Below are 11281 nucleotides of genomic sequence, written 5' to 3' on the forward strand. Positions count from 1 at the left end.
TTTCCAGCCTCTTCTATACTGTCGTTCATAACTAAGGAGTTATAACTTTGAAAAGCGCACAACCCCAACAGGGTTTACCAGCCATTGTTCTGGGAATTATCGTCGCACTGGCTATTCTGATTGGGCTTAATTCTTTTGTAATTATTAATCCTGGTCAAGCCGCCGTGTTAAGTATTCTCGGAAAAGCCCAGGATGGCGCACTACTAGAGGGGTTACACTTTAAGCCTCCCATAATTTCCGCCGTCGATATTTATGATGTCACCGTCCAGAAGTTTGAAGTTCCCGCCCAAAGTTCCACCAAGGATCTACAGCAACTTTCCGCTAGTTTTGCCATTAACTTCCGCCTCGACCCCGTAAATGTCGTGCAGATCCGCCGGGAACAAGGTACTCTGCAAAATGTGGTATCTAAAATTGTCGCCCCCCAAACTCAGGAATCTTTTAAAATTGCCGCCGCTAAACGTACCATTGAGGAAGCAATTACACAACGGGAGGAACTGAAAGCAGATTTTGACGAGGCTCTGGTGTCACGATTAGATAAATATGGCATTATTGTTTTAGATACCAGTGTTGTCGATCTGACTTTCTCCCCTGAATTTGCTCGCGCCGTTGAAGAAAAACAAATCGCTGAACAACGGGCGCGGCGGGCTGTCTATGTCGCTAAAGAAGCTGAACAACAAGCCCAAGCCGACATTAACCGCGCTAAGGGTCGGGCGGAAGCTCAACGCTTATTAGCCGAAACTCTCAAGGCTCAAGGCGGTGAGTTGGTACTGCAAAAAGAGGCGATCGAGGCTTGGCGACAAGGGGGTTCTCAAATGCCTAAAGTCCTGATTTTGGGTGATTCTAAAAGTAAGGTTCCCTTCTTATTTAACGTCGGCGACCTAACTAAATCCTAATCATTGTCACCCAGTTGTTATTTCCTAGTAGGGGCATCCGCCCCTATTTCAACTATTAAGATTTGCCAATAAAGCCCTTAGCTAAAAGATGAATATATTAACTCTACAATCAGTTCAAAAAGACTTCGGAACTAAAGAAATTCTTAGGGATGCTAACCTGAATTTAGGAGTTATGGATAAAGTGGGTTTAATTGGAACTAATGGTTCTGGAAAATCCACCCTACTAAAAATGATTGTAGGTAGCGAACATATTGATGGCGGTCAACTCTGGGTTAACCCGAAAATTAAACTAATATATTTGCCGCAACAACCAGAACTTGATGAAAATAACACCGTTTTAGAACAGGTTTTTGCTGATAGTGGTGATAAACTGCATCTGATTCAGGAATATGAGGAACTTTCCTTAAAAATTGCTAAATTTCCCGATGATGAAAGCCTCATGACTCGCTTTTCCGAAATTATGCAGCGCATGGATGCTAGTAATGCTTGGGAATTGGAAACTCAGGCAAAAATTATTTTAACTAAATTGGGAATCGAGGATTTTGATGCCAAAATTGGCAGCCTTTCGGGAGGATATCGCAAACGTATTGCTTTGGCGGCGGCGCTATTGCGAGAACCAGATGTTTTATTAATGGATGAACCGACTAACCATCTCGATGCTATGTCTGTGGAATGGTTACAGGATTATTTGAATAGTTATCGGGGCGCTTTGTTTTTAATTACTCACGATCGCTATTTTTTAGATAAGGTCACTAACCGCATTATTGAAATCGATCGCGGTGATTTATATACCTACTCCGGCAATTATTCCTATTACTTGGAAAAAAAAGCCGAAATGGAAGATGTAGCGGTCAGCCAACAACATAAACATAAAGGAGTTTTGCGCCGAGAATTGGAATGGTTAAAGCGAGGACCCAAAGCCAGAAGCACTAAGCAAAAAGCCCGGATTCAACGAGTTGAAGAAATGCAGGATGTTGAGTTTAAATCAACCATCGGGAAAGTCGAAATTTCGACCCCCGGTCGCCGCATTGGTAAGAAGGTAATTGAGTTAAAGAATATTGCTAAATCCTATGATGACAAAACTTTAATTAAAGATTTTACCTATACATTTAACCCCCAAGACCGCGTGGGAATTATTGGCAGTAATGGAGTCGGAAAATCTACCCTTTTAGATTTAATTACGGGTCGGGTTGAACCGGACTCGGGAACTGTGGAAATTGGCAGCACTATTCATATTGGCTATTTTGACCAACATTGTGATAACCTGCTGGAAGCGATGAATGAAAATCAGCGGGTTATTGATTATTTAAAAGAGGTCGCAGAATATGTGACTACCGCTGACGGAACCCAAATTACCGCTTCCCAAATGTTGGAGAGGTTTCTATTTCCTCCCGCCCAACAATATGCTCCCTTAAATAAGCTATCTGGCGGCGAAAAACGGCGTTTGTTTCTGTTACGGGTATTAATGGAAGCACCCAATGTTCTGATTTTAGATGAACCGACTAATGATTTAGATGTGCAGACTCTTTCGGTGTTGGAAGAGTATTTAGAGGAGTTTAATGGATGCGCGATCGTCGTGTCTCACGATCGCTATTTTTTAGATCGCACCGTCGATATGATTTTCGCCTTTGAGTCTCAGGGAGTCCTGCGTCAATATCCCGGTAATTATTCCGTTTATTTGGACTATAAACAAGCGGAAGAAGTCGCCAAAGCACAGTCACAGCAAATGCAGGTCGAGGCTACCCCCAGCCAACCAGAACCGGAAAAATCCCCCCGCTATTCCTGGGGGAAAGACGGGCGGCGCAAACTTTCCTCTAAGGAAAAGCGAGAGTATGAAAATCTGGAAAAAGAAATCGCTAAGTTAGAGGAGAAAAAACAGCAGTTAGAGGCGGAACTTTACCAAGCCTCATCAACTTCTGTCAGTCGGGTGCAGGAGTTACACCAGCAAGTTGAGTCCTTGACAGTGGAAATTGATCAGGCGACAGAAAGATGGATGGAGTTGGCAGAAATTGCCAGTTTATCTTAAAATAAGGGAGGGGGTCTAGGCTTGCACAATCACCATTTCACCGTAGCATCTTTAGCAAGAAAGCAGAAGTTATCATGGCTAAGTTAGACCCGCTTCCCGAAATTCTTGATGCCCTAGCCCGGTCAATGGAAAAGCAATTCCAGGGGGGACTCTGTTCGATTTTACTATGCGATCGCCACGGGAAACTACACCACGGCGCAGCCCCTAATTTGCCCAAGGCTTACTCCCAGGCTTTAGATGGGATGATCATTGGTCCCGAAGCTGGTTCCTGTGGAAAAGCTGCTTTTTGTCGGGATATTGTCATCGTTGCTGATATTGCGACAGACCCCCTATGGCAAAACTTCAGACATTTAGCCCTAGAACATCAATTGCGTGCTTGTTGGTCGGCTCCGGCGATCGGTAGTGATCAGCAAGTTTTAGGAACTTTTACCGTTTATTTCAAGACCTGTCGCACTCCCCAAAATCAAGAGTTAGAAATTCTCAGCCTTAGCGCTCATATTGCCTCCATTGCTATTGAACGCGATCGGACTACCCAAGCCTTAGCCGACTTAAATCAACAGTTAGAAGTGCGGGTGGAAGAACGTACCGCCGCCCTCAGAGAAAGTGAAGCTAAGTTAGAAGCAATGCTTAATTTTGCTCCGGCGGTAATTTATGTCAAAGACTTACAAGGACGACATACCTTTGTTAACAGGGCATTTCTGAAATTATTTAACTGTACTCTAGCAGATATCATTGGCAAAGTTAACCATGATTTTTATCTCCCCGAAGTCGCTGATGTTTTTGAAAAACATGACCGCATAGTAATTGAATCTTGTCACTTCCATCAGATCGAGGAAGAGGTGACCATCCATGACCAAAATTATACTTTCCTCTCCCATAAGTTTATCCTGTTTGACCAAAATCAGCAACCCTACGCCCTCTGTGGTATTTCCAATGATATTACCCAGCGCAAGGCTTTCTACAATGCCCTCCAACGCAGTCAAGAACAACTAAAGGCAACTTTGCAAGCCATTCCTGACCTAGTATTTCGACTGAGCATTAAAGGGGAATATATGGCTATTTATCCTTCCGAATATGTCGGAAATTTAGTTGACATAAAATTAGCCATTGGTCGCTCAATCATGGAACTATTACCCCCTCCTATTGCGGCGAAATATAGTCAGGTTACGCAAACAGCCCTAGCCACCAAAACCCTACAAACCTATGAACAAGATGTAGTGATTGATGGGGTTTTGCGTCATGAAGAAGTCCGGGTGGCTCCCTGTGGTGACCATGAGGTAGTTTTTGTCATTCGGGATATTAGCGAACAGCAAGCAGCAGTTCGTGAACGCCAAAAATCCGCCGCCACGATCAAGAAAAGTGAGGACAGATTTGCACGCATTGCCAATAATATGCCGGGGGTTTTATATCAATATGTTTTGCATCCTGATGGCTCCCATGATTTTATCTATATGAGTGAACGCTGCCAACAAATTTTTGGTTTAGATGCTGATAGGATTATCCAAGATGCCAATGAGTTATTTAACCTGTTTGAACCGGAAGATTTTATCTCTCTTAAATCCTCAATTTTGCTATCTGCAAGCACCTTAAACACCTGGTCTTGGGAAGGTAAATTGATTACCCCATCTGGTAAAAATAAATGGATACAGGGAATTTCTCAACCGGAACAACAACCGAATGGCGATATTCTTTGGGATGGGGTAGTTGTAGACATCAGTGAACGTAAATTGATGGAAATTCAATTGCAAAAAACTGTAGCCGAGTTAGACCGGGCTACCCGCCTTAAAGATGAGTTTTTGGCAAATATGAGCCATGAACTGCGTACCCCTCTTAATGGGATTTTGGGGATGTCGGAAGCGTTAAAAGAAGGCCTATTAGGGACATTGAACCCTAATCAACATCATGCGATCGCCATGATTGAAAAAAGTGGTAAACACTTACTAGAATTAATTAGCGATATTCTGGATCTCTCCAAAATAGAGGCGGGGAAACTCGAACTATATCTAACGGAAGTATCAGTGCAGGAACTATGTAACTCTAGTTTAACTTTGGTCAATCACTTGGCATTTACCAAACAAATTAATATAGAGAGTAACATACCCCAGCAATTACAAAAAACTTTCATCAAAGTAGATAATCGGCGGCTGCGTCAAGTCCTGATTAACTTGCTAAGTAATGCGGTAAAATTTACCCATAAAGCTGGTAAAATTAACTTAAATGTTGGCATAAAACCATCTCCTAATCCGGCAATTTCCACTCCTCAATCTATCTATTTCTCAGTCATAGATAACGGAATTGGGATTGCTCCCGATGACTTAGATACACTGTTTTTACCTTTCACCCAAATTGATAGTAGTCTCAATCGTCAATATAGTGGAACCGGACTGGGATTAGCTTTGGTTAAACAAATCATAGAATTACATGGCGGTTGTGTTCAGGTGATCAGTCAACTGGGTAAAGGTAGCTGCTTTACGGTTTATTTGCCCTTTAAAGAAGCATCAAATAATATCATCTCCAAAACAGATGATAATTATAACTTAAAATTGCCGATTTATTCTGCGATTAATTATCCCAAATCTCCGTTAATTATGCTGGCGGTAGATAACGAGGCTCATTTGATTACACTGTCTAGTTATCTGGAAGCTAAAGGCTATAGTTTATTGATAGCTAGAAATGGACAGGAGGCGATCGCTTTAATCAAATCCCAATCTCCCCAATTAATTTTAATGGATATTCAAATCCCTGTGCTTGATGGTTTAGCATCCATTAAATATATTCGCCAAAATCTCAAGTTAACTAACTTACCAATTATTGCCTTAACTGCTGTAGAAAACACTGGCGAACCGGAAAAATTACGAGAAGCGGGAGCCAATGAATATCTAACTCAACCGATTAAATTAAAACATTTATCAAACCTGATTCATAACCTTTTAAACCCCTAACCTTGTGCCTATAGTCCCACCCATAATCAGAGCCAGTCCCGTTAACTATCGCCCCTCAATTATAGCAATAAATCTAGGCAATATGTTAATTTTTGATAAAGTTTCCAGCTCATCAGAAACCCTGCTCTATAATTGAATTGAGAAGCAGACACCTGATTATGAATCAATCAGGTTAGTCTCTGGGGGTTTTAGTATGGGTGCGATCGTAAAATTTGGGCCATATAAATAGCATGGACGATTCAAATACCCTCAGCCCGAGTGTACTACCGGGAGTTTTATATTAATTTGGAGGAACAGTTACAATGGATGATGAATTTTCCGATTTTGATGAATCTCAACTAGCTCCTGATTCGGAAACAGAAACCGAACCCGATTCGGAACTAGAAACCGAGCCTATTGTTGATGATTCGGGAACAGAAGAGGAAACAGAAGAGGAACCGGAAACCGAGCCTATTGTTGATGATTCGGGAACAGAAGAGGAAACAGAAGAGGAACCGGAAACCGAGCCTATTGTTGATGATTCGGGAACAGAAGAGGAAACAGAAGAGGAACCGGAAACCGAGCCTATTGTTGATGATTCGGGAACAGAAGAGGAAACAGAAGAGGAACCGGAAACCGAGCCTATTGTTGATGATTCGGGAACAGAAGAGGAAACAGAAGAGGAACCGGAAACCGAGCCTATTGTTGATGATTCGGGAACAGAAGAGGAAACAGAAGAGGAACCGGAAACCGAGCCTATTGTTGATGATTCGGGAACAGAAGAGGAAACAGAAGAGGAACCGGAAACCGAGCCTATTGTTGATGATTCGGGAACAGAAGAGGAAACAGAAGAGGAACCGGAAACCGAGCCTATTGTTGATGATTCGGGAACAGAAGAGGAAACAGAAGAGGAACCGGAAACCGAGCCTATTGTTGATGATTCGGGAACAGAAGAGGAAACAGAAGAGGAACCGGAAACCGAGCCTATTGTTGATGATTCGGGAACAGAAGAGGAAACAGAAGAGGAACCGGAAACCGAGCCTATTGTTGATGATTCGGGAACAGAAGAGGAAACAGAAGAGGAACCGGAAACCGAGCCTATTGTTGATGATTCGGAAACAGAAGAGGAAACAGAAGAGGAACCGGAAACCGAGCCTATTGTTGATGATTCGGAAACAGAAGAGGAACCGGAAACCGAGCCTATTGTTGATGATTCGGGAACAGAAGAGGAACCGGAAACCGAGCCTATTGCATTAGAACCGCAACCGGAACCAGAACCGGAACCTATTGCATTAGAACCGCAACCGGAACCAGAACCGGAACCTATTGCATTAGAACCGCAACCGGAACCGGAACCAGAACCTATTGCATTAGAACCGCAACCGGAACCAGAACCGGGACTGTTTTTTCAGGAACCTGTAGCATTTGAAGAATCTCTTTTCTTTCCGATTCAACTTCCGACTTTTGACGATACGTCAATACCAACACAAACAGGACAACTGGGGATAGAAGCAATTAATCAATTGATTAATTTGGATAATTTCATCCCAGAAATCCCGGAAGTTTTACCAGGAGGTAATGATGGGTCGATTACTCAACCTTTCCCCAATCAGTGGTTTGGTAGTGACAATAATGATGTAATTATTGGGACAGCATCAGATGAAACTTTACTAGGCTTTCAAGGTGATGATTTACTGAATAGTGTCGAGGGAAATAATACTCTGTTTGGTGGTCGGGGTAATGATACCCTAGTGGCTGGTAGTGGTGATGATATCCTATTAGGAAATAAGGATGATGATCTGCTATTTGGAGGAAACAGTAATGATTCCCTTTATGGCGGTCAGGGTAATGATACCTTGATAGCAGGTGATGGTAATAATATCTTGTTTGGAGACAAGGGTAATGATATCCTATATGGAGGAGCAAAAGGTGCTGATACTCTCGTGGGAGGGGAAGGAAATGATACTTTTGTAATGCTTCCGGGGGAAGGTTACAGCATAGTAAGTGACTTCGAGATCAATCAAGATATCATTGTTTTAATCGGTAATCCTGATGACTATCGACTTGAGGTGACACCAACGGAGGTTAATAATGGCACAGCTATTTATATAGCGGGTTCTGACCGACTGGTTGGTATCATAGACCAGGTGATTGATGTGAGTTTAGAAGATAGCAATATCTTCAGTTTTTTCTAGGTTGATCTAGTGGTCAGTGAGATTTGTTTTTAAGAGGCGATCGCCTTTTTATATTGACTGAAAAGTGCGATCGCTTTTGGGAGTCAGGGAACCTCGGCTAAAGCGGCTTTAACTACTTCCACGCCAGTGCCGGGAAGGTGTGCGTTTTCGCTTAAATATCGCTTCCAGGCTTTAGTCCCTGGTTGTCCAGCGAAAAGTTGTAGGATATGGCGGACAACGCTGTTAAGTCGCCCTCCCTGACTTAACCAATTTTCGATATAGGGAAGCATTTGTTCTACTACTTGATGACGGGTGGGTGGGTTGATATTTTCGCCGTAAATTTCTCGGTCAGCGATCGCAAATAAATAGGGATTATCATAGGCGGCGCGACCAATCATTACCGCATCAACTTTTGTGAGTTGTTGTTTCACCTGTTCAAGGGTAGTAAATCCTCCATTAATTTCAATTGTCAAATCGGGAAATTCTGCCTTGAGACGGTGAACATCTCCATAACGCAGGGGGGGTATATTTCGGTTATCTTTGGGGCTTAATCCTTGTAGCCATGCTTTGCGCGCGTGAACGGTAAAACGCTGACACCCAGAGGCGGCGACCACCCGCACAAATGCGGCCATATCTTCATAGCGATCGCGATTATCGATACCAATACGATGCTTAACTGTTACTGGAATATTAACTGCTTTTTTCATGGCTGAGATAGCTTCAGCAACTCTTTCCGGTTCCGCCATTAAACAAGCGCCAAAGTTACCATTTTGCACCCGCGCACTCGGACAACCTACGTTGAGGTTAATCTCATCATAACCCCAATCTTCGGCGATTTTAGCACAGGTCGCCAGTTCATTAGGATCATCTCCCCCAACCTGTAAGGCGAGGGGTTTTTCTTCTGGTGAAAAGTCCAGTAATTTGTGGCGATCGCCGTTAATAATTGCAGCACTTGTCACCATTTCTGTATACAGTAGGGGACGGCGGGTAATTTGTCGCATGAAGTAACGAAAATGGCGATCGGTCCTATCCATCATGGGTGCAATACTCAGGATATGACTTTGATAATTGTCCTCACTTAACCTCAGTTGTGGACTGATAGCTGTCATGTTTAAAATCATAGACTATACTATAATTAGAGTATCTAAGACTATCTAATAATAGTATACCATGACTAATTTTTATGGCAATCTTTCCCCCCAACCATTCCGCCCAAATATCTGATCAATACTCACCAACTGCTCAATGTTCAGCCCGGATTAACTCATCACTCTGCGCCATATCTTCCCCCATGACATCATCGATATTAATCAACCCGTGATTAGGCAAAAAATTACAGGTAAAACTTGATATAATTAGTGGGCTTACTGATTACTTACTGAGTCCATAATTAACCATGCTAGAACCAGGGACATTACTGTTAAAACTTCAACAGCAAACCGCACGGGCTTTAGAGGTCGGTGCATTACAGCCTATTAGCACCCATTATCAGCTCATTGAACAGGCGGAAATCCCTTTTTTGGTCAGGGTGATAGATAATCTGCAACGTAAGGCTACAGCCCAGGAAAAGCAGGAAAAAACCCAGACCGCCACCGGGGTAGAATTTAATCCTTTTTTACCTTATGACCCTGATTTATTTGTCGAGAATTTATCAGCTACTCATGTGGGTTTACTTAATAAGTTTAATGTCGTCGATTATCATCTGTTGATAGTAACGCGGGATTTTCAAGAACAGGATAGTTTGCTAACCTTAGAAGATTTTGAGGCTATGTGGCTGGCTTTGACCGAAATTGACGGTTTAGCCTTCTATAATGGTGGTCGAGAGGCGGGGGCTAGTCAACGCCATAAACACCTTCAACTTGTGCCGTTTCCCCTAATTCCTAATGGTTTAAATGTACCGATTGAAAAGGCGATCGCATCTAGTATTTTTTCCGGTTCAATCGGTAAAATACCCCCCTTTGAGTTTCGCCATACTTTATCATTATTTGAACCCGGTTTAGTCACTGATTATAAATTAGCCGCCCAAGTGACTTTGGCAGAGTATTTAAAATCCTTGGATTTTCTGAACATCTCAATTAATGATCAGGGGAAACCCGCCACACCTTATAACTTATTAGCGACTCGAAATTGGCTGTTAATTATACCGCGATCGCAAGAAAGTTTTGACGAAATATCCGTTAATTCTTTAGGGTTTGCGGGGGCGCTACTGGTTGGTAATCATCAACAATTGGCACAACTAAAGCAACAACAACCCTTAACTATTCTTAAGTCTGTGGCTTTCCCTATTTAAGCTACAGATAGCGCCTGTTTAATGCGTTGAACAAATGATGCAGGCATTCCCGCCACCCATTTTTCTCGGATGATACCATCTTCCACTATTACAGCGGTGGGGACAGTATCAATTTTTAGGCGATCGTATGCTACGCTATCTAAAGCGACCACCGAAAAATTGAGTTGATAACTATCAACAAACCACCGCATTTCATCATAATTAGTAAACGCGACAACCCCTAAAACATCAGGCAATTCCGGGCAATCATGGACAATTTTTAACACCTGTAACCAGTCCTTACACTGAGGACAGCGGGGACTCATAAAAACGATTAATTTTGAACCAAAACTTAGGTCTAAATCGACCGCTTCTCCTAACCATTGATTTTGCCAGGGTCGGTTAGCTTGAATCGGCGCTAAATCAATTAATGGATAGCCATGACTATCTAAATACGCTAGGGAAGCTGAGGCGGCTGTATAGCTAACTAAAAACGTCGCTATAACAATCATCCACCGCCATAAAATAGTCCCTGTGTTATAGTTGCCAATTAAACCTACACCTAGGAAAATAATATATAATAAATTCAGCAGTAAACTTTGATTGGGGGTGATTTTTAGACAGCCATTATAACAGCCACAATTTTCCGTTTTTCCCGTCGATGTACTCCAATAAGTTAACCACGACAGACCCATTAAAATTATGATACTCAACGGGATCATAATGGCGGGTGTCGCCCCGAAAATTAACGCGGTTCCTATGGTCGCTTCAACACCTATAAAAGTGATGGTTATCGGTTCAATTAACCCAGAAGTAAATAGCCTCAGTTGGGCGATGTGTTGGGCGAATTTCCAAGGTTCAATAATTTTGGCGATCGCTGTTAGTAAAAATACACTTCCGACAAATACAATACCAAAATTAGCTAATGTTGCGGATATCATAGTTAAATCATGGTTAAGCGTTAATCACAGGGGTTGGGCTTCCTACAGGTCATCCCC

The 11281-nt window shown here is 42.6% G+C and carries 7 protein-coding genes; 5 read left to right on the forward strand and 2 right to left on the reverse strand.

All coding sequences use genetic code 11. From position 1 onward, the window contains the following. The first annotated feature begins 47 nt into the window (after nt 1–47). From NLZ44_RS05550 to NLZ44_RS05565, 4 genes are all read left to right on the forward strand, one after another. The gene (locus NLZ44_RS05550; RefSeq protein WP_493752117.1) at nt 48–893 is read left to right on the forward strand and encodes a prohibitin family protein; all 846 of its coding nucleotides are present in this window, start codon (nt 48–50) and stop codon (nt 891–893) included. A gap of 88 nt (nt 894–981) precedes the next feature. Beyond that, a complete protein-coding gene (locus tag NLZ44_RS05555; protein ID WP_315638938.1) occupies nt 982–2919 on the forward strand; it encodes an ABC-F family ATP-binding cassette domain-containing protein in 1938 nt (645 codons plus the stop codon). A gap of 74 nt (nt 2920–2993) precedes the next feature. Next, nucleotides 2994–5861 (forward strand): hybrid sensor histidine kinase/response regulator, encoded by a 2868-nt coding sequence (locus NLZ44_RS05560; protein ID WP_493752118.1) that lies wholly within the window; start codon nt 2994–2996, stop codon nt 5859–5861. Nucleotides 5862–6163: 302 nt separating this feature from the next. Beyond that, entirely contained in the window at nt 6164–8035 is a 1872-nt protein-coding gene (locus NLZ44_RS05565; RefSeq protein WP_493752119.1) for a calcium-binding protein, read from the forward strand. A gap of 83 nt (nt 8036–8118) precedes the next feature. On the opposite strand, the gene dusA is transcribed toward NLZ44_RS05565, so the two are convergent. Next, nucleotides 8119–9123 carry a tRNA dihydrouridine(20/20a) synthase DusA gene (dusA, locus tag NLZ44_RS05570; RefSeq protein ID WP_008050096.1) on the reverse strand — a complete coding sequence of 335 codons (1005 nt, stop codon included), beginning with the start codon at nt 9121–9123 and terminating at the stop codon, nt 8119–8121. Nucleotides 9124–9410: 287 nt separating this feature from the next. Here dusA and NLZ44_RS05575 point away from each other — a divergent pair, with 287 nt between their 5' ends. Next, nucleotides 9411–10304: an ATP adenylyltransferase family protein gene (locus tag NLZ44_RS05575; protein ID WP_493752120.1), complete on the forward strand. Its 894-nt coding sequence runs from the start codon at nt 9411–9413 to the stop codon at nt 10302–10304. On the opposite strand, the gene NLZ44_RS05580 is transcribed toward NLZ44_RS05575, so the two are convergent. After that, nucleotides 10301–11224, reverse strand: coding sequence for a MauE/DoxX family redox-associated membrane protein (locus NLZ44_RS05580; RefSeq protein WP_111891265.1), 924 nt, complete (start codon nt 11222–11224; stop codon nt 10301–10303). The genes NLZ44_RS05575 and NLZ44_RS05580 overlap by 4 nt on opposite strands. Nucleotides 11225–11281 lie beyond the last annotated feature (57 nt).

The organism is Arthrospira sp. PCC 9901, assembly GCF_059013425.1.